A 14,901-nucleotide genomic window follows, 5' to 3' on the forward strand; every position below is an offset into this window, starting at 1 on the left:
AATTAACTATTAAATAAGCCGAAAAAATCAGTTTTTATCGTTAAAAATACTATGCAAATCATAAACATCATTTCTGCGATAGTAGCAACAAAGTCTTTTCTATTTTCTGCGTATTTCCAGTCCATAAATGCTCGTAAAATTTCAGAGGATACTAAAAAGACAATTATGATAAACCATGTTTCAAAATACCATGCAATTTCAACCGTATCAGTGTTAATTGTATAATACGCGCTAATTAATACTAGAGTCGTAAAAAGTAATCGTACCGACAGATCAAGTTTTCTATGTCTTTCGTTCAGGAAATCATGAGAAAACCATTTTTTTCTCTCAGCACCTAGTAACTTCCTTATTACAAATCCAAAAAGACTAATTATTACTAGTAGCACAATTAGAAAAAGCATTAATGTTCTTAGTTCGATAATAATAGTATTCAATGTCATTTACCTCTCAAAACCGCCATTTTCTAAGGCTAAAGTAGCTCCGGATTATTTATGTATTTTTATTGCTTGAACAATGAATAAAATTCCTAAAAAACATAAACTCCCTAATAAAACATGAAGGGTTATATTCCAACCTTCTCTGACATTTTGAAAGAGTTTAATATATAAACACGCCATATAAGCACATAACGACACCTCAAATGCCCCTAAACATTTTCAATGATCTCGATAATTCTATATGTATAGAGAGTGTAGCGCAATACAGTATGTGATAGAACTGAAATGGTAAATCGGTAATCAATGGAAATACCCGTGGGAACCTACGGGCATTTTGAAATATGAATGACATTTTGTGATTTTTTGTAGTTGTTGGTATAATTTTGAAAGAAGGGTGGGGAACTTAAATGGGGATAAATTTTAATAGCTTTCTTAGAGAAGAAATGTCAGTTATAGATATTCAGGTAGCTATGGAACACGGTGAGATCACATCAAAAGAATTAACTATGTATTATTTACACAGAATTGCTAAGCATGACCAAAGTGGACGGAAAATTAATTCAATGCTTGAAATTAATCCTGAAGCGATATTTATTGCTGAAGCTTTAGATGAGGAAAGAGTGACAAAAGGGGTTAGAGGACCTTTACACGGAATTCCGGTTGTTTTAAAAGACAATATCGAAACGAAAGATTTTATGCATACTAGTGCAGGCGCAATTGCATTAGAAAACTATTTAGCTGAGCAGGATGCATTTCTAGTAAAAAAGCTTCGTGAAGCGGGGGCTGTTATTTTAGGGAAAGCAAATATGACTGAATTAGCGAACGGTATGTCGAGTACGATGTGGGCGGGGTATAGTTCTCGAGGTGGACAAACACTTAATCCTTATGGAGATCCAGAACTGTATGTTGGAGGATCCAGCTCGGGGTCAGCGGTAGCAGTGGCATCGAATTTTGCTGTTCTATCAATTGGAACGGAGACAGATGCCTCGATTTTAAGTCCTGCTATTACAAATTCAGTAGTCGGCATAAAACCGACTGTAGGGCTCATAAGTCGTCAGGGTATTATTCCGTTTACATACTCTCAAGACACAGCAGGACCAATGGCAAGAACGGTTACAGATACAGCTATTTTATTGGGCGTATTAACTGGAGTAGATAAAGACGACGTAGCTACATATAAAAGTGAAAGAAGGATCCATCAAGACTACTCAATCTTTTTAGATGCTACAGGATTAAAGGGCGCTAGAATTGGTGTTTATAGGAATGCCTCCAAAACTTATTATGAGTCAGAAGAATATGACGAAACCCTTTTTAATAATGCAATTCAGGTTTTAAGAGAGCAAGGAGCCGTTATTTTTGAAGACATCGATATTCCTTCTTTCCATAGGGACTGGAAATGGGGAGTACCGCAATATGAATTTAAGCATAGTTTAAATAATTTCCTTGTAAATCTACCATCCCACATGCCTGTACATTCTATCTCTGAGTTAATTCAATTTAATAAACTATCGGAAGAAAAGTCGTTAAAATATGGGCAGGACAAATTGGAAACGAAAGAGAATTTACCGAACACTTTAAGAGATTCTGACTATCTAAATGCAAAACTAGAGGACTTGTATTTTTCTCAAGAACAAGGAATAGATAATACATTAAAAAAATATGACTTAGATGCGATAATGTTTCCATCATATATAGGCTCGACAATTAGTGCGAAAGCCGGATATCCATCTATTGCCGTCCCTGCAGGGTATATGAAAAATGGCAGACCGTTTGGCATAACTTTCGCAGGAACTGCATTTAGTGAAGATGTTTTAATAAAACTTGCATTTTCATATGAACAAGCAAGTAATTTACGAAAAGTCCCGAAGTTGTCATAAGATCCTATCAGACTCAAATGGGTAATTAAGCGTAAAGAAGCAGGAGTTTTGAAACTTTATATTTGATTTTAATAATCTAATAAGAATGTGTAGAACAAACCCGTTTTGAGGGGATATACAACAATACCCATTTAATACATGAAATCTTGAGGAACGCATTCACGAACTCCAGAATTTCTCAAGGAGTTAAACAAAGCTGCACGGAATAGACTTCATACATAAAGGACACATCAACGAGGTGTGGCTTTTTATTATACCTCAGGAGGTTGAGTATGAAATTTAAAAGGATCACCCGGAGGATAGCGATCCTTTGTAAAGTTTTGAAGGTGTAAGGTTTAAAAAAGTATTCCCTTACAACAGTTATGAGCATTATAGGTGGTAATTAGTATTAATAACCTTTCATCATGAAAGTAGCACCGACAATAATCAAAAGAATGAATAGAACAACAATTAGCGCAAATGCTGAACCAGTTCCACTCCCGTAATATTCAGACATAGTATCGCCTCCTCTCTATAATTTATTATATGTACAGTTGTTAAAAGGAATTGTGATATTTGTCTTACTTAAACGAGATTAAAGCCCGTGCTTCACATATTATGACTAATATAATGAGATTGATTGTTGATTAAAAAGTATTTGATTTCATTTGCATATTAAATCATAAAGGAGAATGATGAAGTGAATTTTGGTTATTACCCAAATTGGACTGCAGATACTCAAAATGCTCTTGCTCAAGTACCTGGTGAAGGTGATTTCCGATGATGCCAAGTAGAATGCCAGGAGGAATGCCAAGTAGAATGCCAGGAGGAATGCCAAGTAGAATGCCAGGAGGAATGCCAAGTAGAATGCCAGGAGGAATGCCAGGAAGATTCCCAGGAGGAATGCCAGGAGGAATGCCAGGAAGATTCCCAGGAGGAATGCCAGGAGGAATGCCAGGAAGATTCCCAGGAGGAATGCCAGGAAGATTCCCAGGAGGAATGCCAGGAAGATTCCCAGGAGGAATGCCAGGAGGATTCCCAGGAAGATTCCCACGAAGATTCCCAAGAGTAATACCGATAGTAATACCAGTACCAGTACCAGGAGGAGGAGTCTATCCAGTACCAGGAAGTGGATATCCAACATCACCACCTCCTCAATATACGCCTCAAAAGCCTCAAGGATTTAATTACCTAATAGATTCGGGCGTTATGTCAAATTGCCTTAATAAATATACGTATGTTTGGATGACCGATGGAAGTGAATTTTGGTATTTTCCAACTAATTTAGGAGCTAACTCTGTAGGGGGTTATTATTATGATGGATATCAGTGGGTTTATTTTGCCATAGATACACAGTATATTGATGCCGCTGTTTGTAGTTAGAAATTTAAACATGAGTTGTTTAATAATAACCAAAGTAAATGAATGTAGTATGAAGTTTTAATAAGAATTATTATTATTTTTAGTGAAGCATCTCAATTGAGGTGCTTTTTATTATGCCTTGAGAGGTTGAGTACGAAATTGAAAGAGGAAAAATTAAATGGATCACCCGGAGGATAGCGACCCTTAGTAAAGTTTTGGAGGTGTAAGGTTAAATTAGTATTCCCTTACAACAGTTATGAGCATTATAGTTGGTAATTGGTATTAATAACCTTTCATCATGAAAGTAGCGCCGACAATAATCAATAGAATGAATAGAACAACAATTAGCGCAAATGCTGAACCAGTTCCACTTCCGTAATATTGAGACATAATATTGCCTCCTTTCTATAATTTATTATATGTACAGTTGTTAAAAGGAATTGCGATATTTGTCTTACCCATGAGGTCAATTAAGCTAGACGACCTTACAGTTACCGAGTTCCACGAGAGTTTAAGGGCACGTATAGACCAACTGGACAATAAAATTAGACAGATTAAAGTAAGCAATAATAGTAGCAGTACATTCCTTTTATACAATTGAGAGGTGATTAAATGAAGTGATTAGATGAAAAGTTAATTCAAGATACGATCAAGACAATCCAAACTCCATATAATTTTAACTTTTACGAGGAAAATCCATTTTCGATTAATGCAGTAATAACTAATTCTACATACAGTCCTAATTCCTCGTATCATATCCATTCATTAAGTTTATTCCAGTGTGGTGATTACACTAAGATAAAAGAGGATAGCGATAATATTTACATGGTTACGTCAGATATTTTAGAAATGTGTGTAGGAAAGTATAAGGGAACATTAGAGTATTGTAACTATTCAATTGCACGATATGAATTAGAAGAAATTATAGTAGGATATGACAAGATGGATAGACCAATTTATGAAACAGTTGAAACTTTAGTAGGTGTTATTCCTACAATTTTAAAATACAAAGATTTTTCAATCTCATCTAATGAAGCGGTTAATCTGAATGAACCAATCTATGAGATTACAGTACGTGATAATGAAGCAAGTAAGGAGTACTAGGAGTATTTTGGATTAAATGAGGATACATATGCTAAAGTAACTGTTTATAATGTGAGTTATCGCATTATTAATGTAGATTACAGCAAGCAAGGAATAATTCGAATTAGATTAGAAAAGTATTGACAAGAAGCGGATACCCCAAACTGTTTATTTTGTATGCTACCATATCAATTTTCACACGCCCATAAAAAAGAAGGCTGTTTTCTAAAAGATTGTTGTTATTAAAACATAAAGACAGATTAAATCTACAAAATGTGTAGATGGATTGTTCCAATCTCCAAATAACATCTTCAACAGTTTCATTATCTGCATTTAAATAAGGTATGGAATCTGTATATTCTTCATAAGCCTTTATCACTTGTTCAGCACATAATCGAGTAACTTATCTATTCTACAATAGAAATTAAACAACTTCCATGTATTCAACGTTTACTTCTTTAGCAGTCATGATAGAACAACTAATATAAATGACTATTATTATATTATTCTTCACTCCACCTTCCTTTTTGTCCAAACAACTGTATTTGATATGAATAAAATATTGAATAGAAGAGGAGGTGAATATAAAATGGCATCATTTGAAATTGGAGCGAGAAGTCTTTTCAATTTTCGAAACGAACGATTTTTCCTATTAGTTGAAGATGAAATTACAATTCCAGCTCAAGGTGTGGAGATTGATCCAGTTAATATCTATGAGATTGACCAACAAACTTTCAATTTTATCAGAGATGAAGGAGATACACCTGTGATTCGACCAGTTATTACTCTTCCACCTGTACCACCTGGATTTAAATTAGAACGAAAATGTATTTTTACAGTTGATAATGCATACTACGTAATTTATGATTTAGAAAATGGAACAGATAACAATGTTTTACTAAGAATCGGTGCAGCATTATTTAACTCCTTGAGAAATTCTGGTGTTCGTGAATGTGTTCCTCAAGATTTCATTAATTAGATGAATATTGTTATATATCCCCCACAATAAGGGTGGGTTTTATATTGAAAACAAGCGATCAATTTTATTGGTTGCTTGTTTTTTATTTTGAAGGATGTTTAACACTGTGTTCTGTTTCTCCATTTACTTTTATGATATATACTTGGTAGGAATGGGGGAGCATTTTTTCTATGAGATACAATTTACTATCAAAATTCAAATCCTTTGCAAAAAAATAAAACAAAATTTATTTGTACTCTACTTGTCTTATAAAGATCCAAGAACCCCATGGTATGCTAAACTTGTGGCAATATTTGTAGTTGCTTATGCCTTTAGCCCTATAGATTTAATTCCAGATTTCATTCCTGTTCTAGGATACGTCGATGATTTGATAATTGTACCTTTTGGAATAATCCTTGCATTAAAATTAATTCCAACATATGTGATTGATGATAATAAAGAATCTGCGGAAAAGTTAAAACAATCTGGAAAACCTAAGAATTGGTTTGTTGGCATTCTTTTTATAATTATTTGGATTATCTTTGCTGTTTGGATTTGTAAAGTTATTATTCATCATATTTAATGTATTGTTCAGCAAAACTCCTTCTTTCTTGCTGAACAATTACTTTCAGATATTCATTCAACATAGAGATGGAATTTTATTATTTCACTTTGGTATATCTGTTTAGAGGGTAACGGAAGGACTATAGTATTTAGCTGTAGTCTTTTTTTCTTTTATGAGTGAATCGTCCTCTTTTTTATTTGTAATAATATGGAGAAATATGAAAATTTACTTTTAAACTGACATCAATTGACTTTTAATCCACACACCTTTACAATTGATTTTAATAATTCAACAGGAATGTGGAGTATTTTAAATATCTCACAACTGAATAGCGTGGAGTAATAGGTGTAAATTGCGTGCAATTTACTTAAAAGGGAAGTCGGTGCAAATCCGACACTGTCCCGCAACTGTAAATGTGAGCGACTTTTCATATACCACTGTTAAACGATGGGAAGGGGAAAAGTAGCGATGATCATGAGTCAGGATACCTGCCTATTATGAGTACACACCATAACCCTACGAGGAATAGGAGGTGGCATGTTGACAAAACAGAATGCTCTGTTCGTCACTGTACGTCAAGCAGCCAAAATAAAAGAAGGTAGTCGCTTTCGAGGCAATTCTTTTATTCTTGGGTATAATTTGACATTATGTGATGAATGAAAAAGATAGAATGAAGGATTTCCTCTAATTGTAGGAGATCCTTTTTTTATGCGAAAGAAGACTTCCGTTTTGGAAAATATGTACGAAAAGAGGATGGAATTATGACGAATATTCATGAAAGTACAGCACAGGAATCGCAATATGTAGAAATGAAAATTTGTAAGCAGCCACGCACTGAAGTTGTCAAGAAAGCTACAACAAGAATGGTTGTAGAATCAATTGTCGATCAATTAATAGCTAGCAACCTTATTAGTAATGAACGATTGTTTGATCAAATTTTATATAACAAAGATATTATTTGGATTCAAAATGAAAGTTTTAATGGGCACCTTTTTGCAAAGGCTAACATTACAGATCAACTAAAAACAAAAACAAATGATTTTATGATGTATATGCCGACAAATCCAATTATGTACGAGGTGAATGGTGAACATTATCATTTAATTACACGCATTGATTCGACTCGTGCAAAACCAAATATAGAGCGACTTGCCCATGCTCCTAAGCCAATACTAAGTGCTGCTCGGGTAAATGATTTATTGTGCTCGATAGTGATGCGTTTTTATGAAGTATATTTAGACGATTTATCACGAGTAGCTCATAAAAATAAACAACTGATTAATTTTGTAGAGCGAGAGTATCATCAATTTTTAGAAGCTGTGAAGGAACTAAATGATTATCATTTAAACTGGCACCCACGTGGTAAAGGTCATGAACTATTGCTCGAACTGATTGATAATTTACAACTTTTGAAAAGTAGACCTGGCAAGGTTTTAATGGATTTCTCTTATTCCCACAGCTACGTTGTTGTGGAACCTTCATATCGCATTTTCAAACAGACACAGAAAATGATACAAGCTTTGTGAATTAAAAATGCGCGGGGTGAAGATGAATACCCGCGATAGCAGGGGAAATACCCGCGATAGCAGTGGGAATACCCGCGGAAGAAAGGTAAATACCCGCGGAAGGAAAGCAAATACCCGCGCGAGACAAGATAATACCCACGAAACATGAAAAACAGGACATTGATCTAACAAATCATGTCCTGTTTTTTAAAATTTAGTCAATACAATGCATCGCTGCTTGTGCCTCGTGCCATGGAACGGAGTAGCCCTTGCCTTTTGCGCAAAAAATACTAGAGGATGAATATTCAGGATCGGCGTTCTTATCGTAGCCAATTTGCTCAATAATGTCTTCTGTATCGTGACACGTATCGTAGCCATCAAATTGTAGTGAGAGTACGCCTTTCCCATTGGTGTAGGCGGCAAAGGTTGTACTGTAGTTCATAAATGTTGAGACAGGGGCTCGACCGGTTACAATCGCATCATGTTCAGTTATGATGGGCGCGTCAAATGTACCGGCAGCTTGCTGAATGTCTGTCATCATGCGACCAATAAAATCACTAGGCGCTTTAAGTTTAAAGCGGTAATATGGCTCAAGTAATACATTTTCTGCTTGTTCCAGCCCTTGCCGTAATGCACGGAATGTTGCTTCACGGAAATCGCCACCTTCAGTATGTTTAATATGTGCGCGTCCCGTTAAGAGCGTGAAGCGAATATCTGTCACGGGAAAACCGGTTAACAGCCCATGATGATCGCGCTCGAATAAATGTTTTTCAATAAGTCGTTGATGCCCAACTGATAAATCATCCGCGTGGCATGTGTTGACAAATGTATTGCCGGTACCGCGTGTATTTGGCTCCATCAATAAATGGACTTCTGCGTAATGCTTTAATGGCTCAAAATGGCCATAGCCTGTCACAGTTGTGGCGATCGTTTCCATATACAAAATCTGTGGATCGCTAAATGAAATGTCTAGCGAGAAGCGTGTATGAAGCACTTCGATAAGCACCTCGAGTTGGATGACACCCATAATATGTACATGAATTTCTTGAAATTTTTCATGCCATAGCACACGTAATGAAGGTTCTTCTACTTCAAGTATGCGGAAAGTTTTTAAAACTTCCTTTATATGCTGATCGCCTTCATAGTGTACTTTTGCCTGTAAAGTCGGTACTAACTCATAGGGCTGAGGATTACTTGAATAACCGATGATATCGCCAATGTTTGATTGACTAATCCCTTTAACTGCGAAAATCTCCCCAGCCTGGACCTCTTGAGCTGTTTCATAACGGCTGCCGTTGTATAGTCGAATCTCAGTCACTTTTTCAGTAACGTCTCCAAATGAAAGTTCATCACGGACATGTAACGTTCCTTGTAAAGCCTTGATAAAAGTTAAGCGTTGATGTCCATCATGACGAATTTTAAACACCTCACCTTGAAACGGAGCATTGTTATTAAAATGTGTCTCTGTAAGGAGGGGGAGCTGTGCTAGGAACTCCTTTATCCCAATATCTTTTAAGGCAGAGCCAGTAAAACACAAAAAGGCTTTTTCCTGTTTAATCAACTTGTGTATATGAGTCATGCAGCTTGAGCTATCCAATGTCTCATTAAGAAAAGCATCGAGAAGCTGCTCATCACGTTCAGCAATCCACTCCATCATATCATTTGAAACATAGTCAGCACGGAGCGGTTCGTCTACGAATAGAACATCCGCAGAGCAATCCTTTTGAAGCTGCTCCATAACGGCTTCAACATCTGCCCCTTCGCGATCAATTTTGTTGATAAAAAAGAAGGTTGGGACGTGATATTGGCGTAAAAGTTGCCACACAGTTTCGGTATGGCCTTGTATTCCTTCGACGGCACTTACAATAATGATGGCATAATCCATTACCCGAATGGCGCGCTCCATCTCTGGGGAGAAATCGACGTGCCCAGGTGTATCGATCAATGTATATGTAACATCTCCAAGCGTCATGCGACCTTGCTCCGCAAAAATCGTTATGCCTCGCTGACGCTCCAGTTCATGATTATCTAGAAATGTGTCCTGGTGATCCACTCGCCCACGGGCTTGAATACTGTTTGTGTGAAATAGTAACTGCTCGGAAAATGTTGTTTTACCGGCATCGACGTGAGCAAGTACTCCAATTGTTACATGCATAAAAAGATCCTCGTTTCTATTGATTCATTAACAACATTGTAACAGAATTGGTATAAAAAATATTTCATATAGTGTTTATGTCGCAATAGTGTTAATATATGTATGATTGTGAATTTACTAGTCAGTCAACATTTACAACTAAATAAAAACGACGTATTGGTGCAAATGACCTTTGTCATTTGCTTAAAAGGGAAATCGGTGCAAATCCGATGCTGTCCCGCAACTGTAAATGGAGAGTCTATACAAGATGCCACTGTAGCCACGCTATGGGAAGGCGTATAGATGATGAACCTAAGCCAGGATACCTGCCAATCTATATTTTTTACTTAAACCACGAGGATGGGGATAGTGAATAGGTTGAAAAACCTTTCTTTCGCTATGCTAACCTCTTGGAAACAAGGGGGTTTTTTTATGCCCTTTTCTAGAAGCGCTAACTGGTAGCAAAGGAGTCTAAACGATTTCTTTCTATATATTTAACATCAAAGGAGAAGAGGACATGAAGAAATGGAAAAGCTTATGGCTAGTCTTTGCGATAGCATTGATAGCAATAGTGGGTGCGTGTAGTGAAAAGGACAAACCAGAATCTGCTGCTCAAGGTGAGAAAGTAGAGCCTTCACAAGCTGAAAAGACAGAATTAACGATTGAAAATAATGGAACAACACAAGTATATAAGGAAGCACCTAAAAAAGCGATTAGCTTAAATCAACATGTGACAGAAATTATGTTGGCTTTAGGTTTAGAAGATTCAATGGTAGGAACGGCATACTTAGATGACAAAATTTTCGAGCCCTTACAAGCGGCCTACGATAAAGTGCCCGTGCTAGCTAAACAGTATCCTACAAAAGAGCAGGTTATTGATGTAGAAGCAGATTTTTTATATGGTGGTTGGAAAAGCGCCTTTGGAGAGAAAGGTGTTGGTACACAGGAAGAGCTTGACACATTAGGGATTCACACTTATTTACATACAGCCTCAAGCATGACGAAACCAACTTTAGATGATATTTTCACAGATATTCGAAATATCGCAAAAATTTTCCTTGTTGAGGATCGTGGAGAAGCTTTAATTGAAAAAATGACAAAGGATGTAGAGGCTGTCCGTGCAAAATTACCGCAAGATGGAGAAGACCTGCGTGTTTTAGTGTTTGATAGTGGTGATAAAGATGTCTTCACTGCTGGACAAAACTTTATGAATGAGCTTGTTACGATGGCTGGCGGTAAAAATATTTTTAGTGATGTGGAATCAGGATGGACTACGGTGTCCAAAGAAGATGCTGTAGAACGTAATCCAGCAGTTATAGTTGTCATAGATTACGGAGAAACAACGGCGAAAGCAAAAATAAATTTCTTAAAAAATGATCCAGCCTTGAAAGAAATGGAAGCGGTCAAAAACGAACGCTTTGTGATCTTACCACTTTCCGCCGCGTCTGAAGGGTTGCGTGCTGCAGAAGCCATTCAAATTTTGGCGAAAGGCTTCTATCCCGAAAGCTTTTAAGCTACTAAATACATTGGGGGCAAGCGATTAGCTAGCTCCTTTTTCATAAGGAGAAGTATTGATGAATGCATTCCGTTCGAATATACCAGACAAAACCTTCGAAAAGCTAAACAATAATGGAGATTTTACTCGCCTTGCCATAAGCCCAGGCATTATTAATAAACATTATACCTCTGCGCAATTCCAAACAATAGCAAAGGTTGTAGGGGAAACTGGTGCCATCAAATACTCTGCCTCTTACAGTATATTATTATCAATCCCAACAGTAGATGTAGAAAAGACGATTGAGGAGCTAGAAAACGCTAGCCTATTTGTGTCAAAGCAAGGGCCGATTGTAGCGATGAAAGCATGTGATTTTTGTGATGGTGATAAGATGGAGGCAGCACCGATTACAGAAAAGCTATATCATTCATTAGAAGGAATAACTGTCCCTACAAGATTACGGGTAAACGTAAATGGCTGTGCTTCTGCTTGTTACAATGCGGTATATGATGATATTGGGCTTGTCTATCAAAAGGATAGCTTTGATGTCTATTTAGGAGCAATACCGATGGGGGCGAATGCACAAGCCGGGACTCTGTTTGCGAAAAGGGTAGGAGTGAAGCATATTGAAGTCTTTTTAAAGCGAATCATTGAGCTCTATAAGGAACATGCTCGTCCGAATGAACCCTTTTATAAATTTTACCGCAGAACAAAATGCGCTGATTATTGGAAAGACTTAATCTGACTCATTAGCATAACGTGGGCTTGATTCCCGTACCGACCAGGTGCTTTCCTAGGTGCGTCCGATAAGACGCTTCATATGATGATAAAAAGCTAGAAGTGGATTATCATCAGTATATCGATTTGCCTTAATAGAGAAAAGAGAGATTTTTACATCATAAAAACGCAAGAAATCATTGTTTTTAAAATTGATTTCTTGCGCTTTTTAGGTTTTGATAATTTTTGTCCCAGCCTATAACAAAAAAACATTGTTGAGTTGTTTGGTTTTCGTAGAGCTGTTAAAAATTCATATGTAATATAACATCGCTCCAAAAAAGTCTATAGGTAAAAACAAATTTTCCTAAAAAAGAGGAATAATACTTAGGGTGTCGAAATATTGTATTACGTAACGAAATTTTCTCACAAAGGGGATAGGGTAATTATGACATTGAAACAAGGGATGAAACCAGAAGATCTATATCAATTAAAATCAGTGGCAGATCCACAAGTATCACCTGATGGAACAGAAGTTGTGTATGTAGAGACTCATATTGATGAGAAGAAAAAGGACTATGTTTCTAATTTATTTTACATAAACTTAAATGATAAAAAACCGCAACAATGGACATTTGGTGAAGATAAAACGAATTCACCTGTTTGGTCTCCAGATGGCAGTAAAATCGCGTTTGTGTCAACGAGAAATGGCATGCCACAAATTTTTGTTCTTTCTAAAGCAGGTGGGGAAGCGAAACAAGTTACCAATTGTAAAAACGGTGCGTCATCGCCTACTTGGTCTCCTTGTGGAGAGAAAATCGCCTTCTCTATCAAGCTTGGTAAAGATGAAAACATCGATGATAAAGCTGAAAAGAATCAAAAAGAAGACAAAGAGCTAAAACCACTTGAAATAGAGAAGATGAAACATAAATCAGATGCAGCTGGATTTATAGATATGGAGCAATTTTATCAAATTGCGATCGTTCATCTTGAATCAGGAGAATTAGAGCTAGTGACGGAAGGGAAACATAATTTACAGCTTGGTACATGGTCTCCGAACGGTAAATATCTTTCGTACATTGCGGACTTAACAGAGGACCTAGACTTTTCCTTCATAAGTGATATTTACCTATTAGATCTAGAAACGAAACATGGTCGCAAGCTAACAGAAGGGGCAGGGGTGTTCTATCAAACTTCATGGTCTCCGAACAGCCGCTTCATAGCTTATGTTGGAAGTGGAAGAGAATTTGAAAATGCAACACATGCAAAGTTATGGATTTATGATTTGAACAATAACAATAAGACATGTGTAACGAGTGAATTTGACGCGCCTGTCGGTGATTTTGTTGTCGGCGATTTCCTTCAAGGTGTTGTTGCTCCGTGTGTCCAATGGTTGGAGGATAATAAAAGCTTTTACTTCCAAGTGACAGATCGCGGCAATACAGCTATTTATTTTGGCAATCTATCGGGAGAATTATATCCAGCTATTCATGATGATCAGTATGTATATGGTTTTTCGCTTGATGATAAAAATGATAGAGCGGTAGTCGCAATTAGCACGACTACAAACCCTGGTGATCTATTTTACGTAAATTTAAATACGGGTGAAAAGGAACAGCTTACTACAGTTAATGAAGAATTTTTAAAGACGAGAGCATTATCTGTTCCAGAAGCAATTGAATATGAAGGGGCAGATGGCTGGAAAGTAAGCGGCTGGATGATGAAGCCAATCGGATATGAGGAAGGGGAAAAATATCCACTTATTCTTGAAATCCATGGTGGTCCGCACGCAATGTATGCCAATTCCTATTTTAACGAATTCCAAATTCTTGCTGCTCAAGGCTTTGCGGTTTTGTATACGAATCCTCGTGGAAGTCATGGATATGGTCAAAAATTTGTGGATGCAGTCCGTGGCGATTATGGCGGCAATGATTATTATGATCTAATGGCTGCTGTTGATTATGCATTGGAGCAATTTGATTTTATTGACCAAAAACGTCTCGGTGTTACAGGTGGAAGCTATGGGGGCTTCATGACAAACTGGATTGTCGGACAGACAAATCGCTTTAAAGCAGCCGTTACGCAACGATGCATTTCTAACTGGATAAGTTTTTATGGCGTAAGTGATATCGGCTATTACTTTACAGACTGGCAAATCCAAGCGGGACTAAACGATATAGAGAAGCTATGGCAACATTCACCACTTAAGTATGTGGACAATGTGGAGACGCCATTGTTAATTTTACACAGTGAAAAAGACTATCGCTGCCCGATTGAGCAAGCAGAGCAATTGTTTATCGCCTTAAAACACCGTAAAAAAGAAACAAAATTTGTGCGCTTCCCTGAAGCCAATCACGAACTTTCAAGGAGCGGAAAACCAACGTTACGAATTAATAGACTAGAATATATTAGAGATTGGTTTGTGGACTATCTATAAGAGAAATATTGGTGGCTTAAGAAGTGAAAATCTTCTTAGGCCACCTTTTTAAAATACTTTACTCGATTAACATTAAAATGATTGTAGACGTTTGTAGGTTTGGAATAAAGTTTGATCTGAAATATCCCCCAAATCCATATTTTAAGTTAAATGATAAGAACTCTTTTTGAAAAATGATTGATCAAAATGGGTTAATTCTTTGTGAAATACTATGCGATTTTGATAATAAAGTTTGATCATTTTCTACCTAGTAATTCTAAAACAATCGCGCCCGATCGTATTATAAGGTCAGCCAGAAAATATTTCTGGTTGACCATTTTTTATATCGATATATGATAACGGTAGCCGGGGTAGA

Annotated in this window: 13 protein-coding genes and 2 riboswitches; of the genes, 9 read left to right on the forward strand and 4 right to left on the reverse strand. The window is 36.8% G+C overall.

Going from position 1 to position 14,901, the window contains the following annotated elements; genetic code table 11:
- Positions 1-2: 2 nt before the first annotated feature.
- Positions 3-434, reverse strand: a complete 432-nt coding sequence (locus ACQKMI_RS19505; protein ID WP_427491589.1) for a DUF4181 domain-containing protein — start codon at positions 432-434, stop codon at positions 3-5.
- 410 nt (positions 435-844) lie between these two features.
- Between ACQKMI_RS19505 and ACQKMI_RS19510 the strand changes: the two genes are divergently transcribed.
- The gene (locus tag ACQKMI_RS19510; protein WP_427491591.1) at positions 845-2,314 is read left to right on the forward strand and encodes an amidase family protein; all 1,470 of its coding nucleotides are present in this window, start codon (positions 845-847) and stop codon (positions 2,312-2,314) included.
- A gap of 388 nt (positions 2,315-2,702) precedes the next feature.
- Here the strand turns inward: ACQKMI_RS19510 and ACQKMI_RS19515 are convergent, their stop codons facing one another.
- Positions 2,703-2,810 (reverse strand): YjcZ family sporulation protein, encoded by a 108-nt coding sequence (locus tag ACQKMI_RS19515; protein WP_079561094.1) that lies wholly within the window; start codon positions 2,808-2,810, stop codon positions 2,703-2,705.
- A 263-nt stretch (positions 2,811-3,073) separates the two neighbouring features.
- Here ACQKMI_RS19515 and ACQKMI_RS19520 point away from each other — a divergent pair, with 263 nt between their 5' ends.
- On the forward strand, positions 3,074-3,676 hold the full coding sequence (locus ACQKMI_RS19520) for a hypothetical protein (RefSeq protein ID WP_427491593.1): 603 nt from the start codon (positions 3,074-3,076) through the stop codon (positions 3,674-3,676).
- A gap of 261 nt (positions 3,677-3,937) precedes the next feature.
- On the opposite strand, the gene ACQKMI_RS19525 is transcribed toward ACQKMI_RS19520, so the two are convergent.
- Positions 3,938-4,045 carry a YjcZ family sporulation protein gene (locus ACQKMI_RS19525; RefSeq protein WP_415732168.1) on the reverse strand — a complete coding sequence of 36 codons (108 nt, stop codon included), beginning with the start codon at positions 4,043-4,045 and terminating at the stop codon, positions 3,938-3,940.
- A 435-nt stretch (positions 4,046-4,480) separates the two neighbouring features.
- Here ACQKMI_RS19525 and ACQKMI_RS19530 point away from each other — a divergent pair, with 435 nt between their 5' ends.
- The 4 genes from ACQKMI_RS19530 to ACQKMI_RS19545 all read left to right on the forward strand — a co-directional run bounded on the left by ACQKMI_RS19530 (position 4,481) and on the right by ACQKMI_RS19545 (position 7,787).
- Entirely contained in the window at positions 4,481-4,759 is a 279-nt protein-coding gene (locus tag ACQKMI_RS19530) for a hypothetical protein (RefSeq protein WP_427491595.1), read from the forward strand.
- Positions 4,760-5,327: 568 nt separating this feature from the next.
- The gene (locus tag ACQKMI_RS19535) at positions 5,328-5,717 is read left to right on the forward strand and encodes a spore coat protein (protein ID WP_427491597.1); all 390 of its coding nucleotides are present in this window, start codon (positions 5,328-5,330) and stop codon (positions 5,715-5,717) included.
- 151 nt (positions 5,718-5,868) lie between these two features.
- Positions 5,869-6,279: a YkvA family protein gene (locus tag ACQKMI_RS19540; protein ID WP_427491598.1), complete on the forward strand. Its 411-nt coding sequence runs from the start codon at positions 5,869-5,871 to the stop codon at positions 6,277-6,279.
- A 308-nt stretch (positions 6,280-6,587) separates the two neighbouring features.
- Positions 6,588-6,771, forward strand: a riboswitch (cobalamin riboswitch).
- Positions 6,772-7,022: 251 nt separating this feature from the next.
- Positions 7,023-7,787, forward strand: a complete 765-nt coding sequence (locus ACQKMI_RS19545; RefSeq protein WP_427491600.1) for a hypothetical protein — start codon at positions 7,023-7,025, stop codon at positions 7,785-7,787.
- 193 nt (positions 7,788-7,980) lie between these two features.
- Here the strand turns inward: ACQKMI_RS19545 and ACQKMI_RS19550 are convergent, their stop codons facing one another.
- Positions 7,981-9,921 carry a GTP-binding protein gene (locus ACQKMI_RS19550; protein WP_427491602.1) on the reverse strand — a complete coding sequence of 647 codons (1,941 nt, stop codon included), beginning with the start codon at positions 9,919-9,921 and terminating at the stop codon, positions 7,981-7,983.
- Positions 9,922-10,061: 140 nt separating this feature from the next.
- A riboswitch (cobalamin riboswitch) is annotated at positions 10,062-10,248 on the forward strand.
- A 169-nt stretch (positions 10,249-10,417) separates the two neighbouring features.
- Here ACQKMI_RS19550 and ACQKMI_RS19555 point away from each other — a divergent pair.
- The 3 genes from ACQKMI_RS19555 to ACQKMI_RS19565 all read left to right on the forward strand — a co-directional run bounded on the left by ACQKMI_RS19555 (position 10,418) and on the right by ACQKMI_RS19565 (position 14,546).
- Positions 10,418-11,413: an ABC transporter substrate-binding protein gene (locus ACQKMI_RS19555; protein ID WP_427491604.1), complete on the forward strand. Its 996-nt coding sequence runs from the start codon at positions 10,418-10,420 to the stop codon at positions 11,411-11,413.
- A 61-nt stretch (positions 11,414-11,474) separates the two neighbouring features.
- On the forward strand, positions 11,475-12,140 hold the full coding sequence (locus tag ACQKMI_RS19560) for a precorrin-3B methylase (protein ID WP_427491606.1): 666 nt from the start codon (positions 11,475-11,477) through the stop codon (positions 12,138-12,140).
- Between the two features lie 417 nt (positions 12,141-12,557).
- On the forward strand, positions 12,558-14,546 hold the full coding sequence (locus ACQKMI_RS19565; protein WP_427491608.1) for a S9 family peptidase: 1,989 nt from the start codon (positions 12,558-12,560) through the stop codon (positions 14,544-14,546).
- Positions 14,547-14,901 lie beyond the last annotated feature (355 nt).

The sequence above is a fragment of the Lysinibacillus sp. NPDC097214 genome, from assembly GCF_050277945.1.
Taxonomy (GTDB): domain Bacteria; phylum Bacillota; class Bacilli; order Bacillales_A; family Planococcaceae; genus Lysinibacillus; species Lysinibacillus xylanilyticus_B.

Excerpts from the sequence above, each read along its gene's own strand:
- ACQKMI_RS19510 (WP_427491591.1), top strand. The coding sequence starts at position 845 with ATGGGGATAAATTTTAATAGCTTTCTTAGAGAAGAAATGTCAGTTATA.
- ACQKMI_RS19530 (WP_427491595.1), top strand. The coding sequence starts at position 4,481 with ATGGTTACGTCAGATATTTTAGAAATGTGTGTAGGAAAGTATAAGGGA.
- ACQKMI_RS19565 (WP_427491608.1), top strand. The coding sequence starts at position 12,558 with ATGACATTGAAACAAGGGATGAAACCAGAAGATCTATATCAATTAAAA.
- ACQKMI_RS19515 (WP_079561094.1), bottom strand. The coding sequence starts at position 2,810 with ATGTCTGAATATTACGGGAGTGGAACTGGTTCAGCATTTGCGCTAATT.
- ACQKMI_RS19520 (WP_427491593.1), top strand. The coding sequence starts at position 3,074 with ATGATGCCAAGTAGAATGCCAGGAGGAATGCCAAGTAGAATGCCAGGA.
- ACQKMI_RS19535 (WP_427491597.1), top strand. The coding sequence starts at position 5,328 with ATGGCATCATTTGAAATTGGAGCGAGAAGTCTTTTCAATTTTCGAAAC.
- ACQKMI_RS19550 (WP_427491602.1), bottom strand. The coding sequence starts at position 9,921 with ATGCATGTAACAATTGGAGTACTTGCTCACGTCGATGCCGGTAAAACA.
- ACQKMI_RS19560 (WP_427491606.1), top strand. The coding sequence starts at position 11,475 with ATGAATGCATTCCGTTCGAATATACCAGACAAAACCTTCGAAAAGCTA.
- ACQKMI_RS19540 (WP_427491598.1), top strand. The coding sequence starts at position 5,869 with ATGGGGGAGCATTTTTTCTATGAGATACAATTTACTATCAAAATTCAA.
- ACQKMI_RS19545 (WP_427491600.1), top strand. The coding sequence starts at position 7,023 with ATGACGAATATTCATGAAAGTACAGCACAGGAATCGCAATATGTAGAA.
- ACQKMI_RS19525 (WP_415732168.1), bottom strand. The coding sequence starts at position 4,045 with ATGTCTCAATATTACGGAAGTGGAACTGGTTCAGCATTTGCGCTAATT.
- ACQKMI_RS19555 (WP_427491604.1), top strand. The coding sequence starts at position 10,418 with ATGAAGAAATGGAAAAGCTTATGGCTAGTCTTTGCGATAGCATTGATA.